Annotated in this window: 1 protein-coding gene and 1 pseudogene; both read left to right on the top strand. The window is 48.1% G+C overall.

The window, feature by feature from the left end; all coding sequences use genetic code 11:
• Positions 1-742, top strand: a 742-nt coding sequence (locus KDK14_RS07035; RefSeq protein WP_257264335.1) for an AsmA-like C-terminal region-containing protein, incomplete at its 5' end; no start/stop codon positions are given.
• Positions 743-809: 67 nt separating this feature from the next.
• Positions 810-1,079, top strand: a pseudogene (locus KDK14_RS07030) (A/G-specific adenine glycosylase); the annotation flags it as partial.
• Positions 1,080-1,104: the final 25 nt, after the last annotated feature.

Genomic DNA, 1,104 nt, shown 5'->3' with positions numbered 1-1,104 from the left:
AGTAAACATTGCCTCCCGCTTTTATCAGGGTGCGATTGATATGAAGGGTAAACTGGATGTACGTCCGCCGGGTCACCCGAAAATGGCAGCATCTGCTGAGCTGAAGCATATTAGCCTTGAAGCCTTGTCAACACCGATGCCAGATCTTGCCCCACTGCAAGGCGATGTGAATGCGGGTATGAAAGTGCATACAGAGGGTCTATACGCCAGTGTCCTCACCAGAAACCTGAATGGCAATATCAAATTCAATATTGAAAAAGGCGTATTCACTGATGCCAATTTTGACAAAATGGTGTGTGAAGGCATCGCCATGGTACGCAAGAAAGAGCTGAGAGCCACGGATTGGGGCTCATCAACCGAGTTTACCGACCTGAGCGGTAGTTTCGTTATCAAAAATGGCGTAGCAACCAATGACAACCTGATCGCAGCGCTTGCTAATATGAATCTGAAAGGTGATGGCTACATAAATCTTGTGGATCGCCAGCTGGACTACCATATAGGCCTCAACATCCGGGGAGAAGAAGCCCCTGACAGTGACCCTGCCTGTCAGATCAACAAGGAGTATGTCAATGTCACCTGGCCTGTTCGTTGTCGGGGTGATCTTGCTGCCCCGAAGTGTGGCATTGATGTTAAACGACTGACTGAAACCATTGCTCAGATTGCTGAAAACCGCCTGAAACAGAAGATAGAAGACAAGGTACAGGGACCAGTTAAAAATCTGCTTAAGGGCTTTTTCAACTAGTATTTCTGCTCATGGCAATTACAAAGCGATCAGCCAGCAGGCTGATCGATAATTTTTTTTGTAAGTAATGACTGAAAAAGCCCCATATACAGACCCTGATTTCAGCCAGAGACTCCTGGACTGGTTCGATGCACATGGCCGTAAAAACTTGCCATGGCAGCAAAGTAAAACGCCTTATCGCGTCTGGATCAGCGAGATCATGCTGCAGCAGACGCAGGTAACCACCGTCATCCCCTACTACCAGAAGTTTATGGACCGATTTCCCGAAGTCACTGACCTTGCACAAGCCAGTGAAGATGAAGTTCTGCACTTCTGGAGTGGGCTCGGTTATTACAGCCTCTGCTGGCCGGTGTTGTAAGCGA

The sequence above is a fragment of the Endozoicomonas sp. ONNA2 genome (assembly GCF_024606365.1).
Classification (GTDB): Bacteria; Pseudomonadota; Gammaproteobacteria; order Pseudomonadales; family Endozoicomonadaceae; genus Endozoicomonas.
This window is presented reverse-complemented; position numbering and strand designations above follow the sequence as displayed.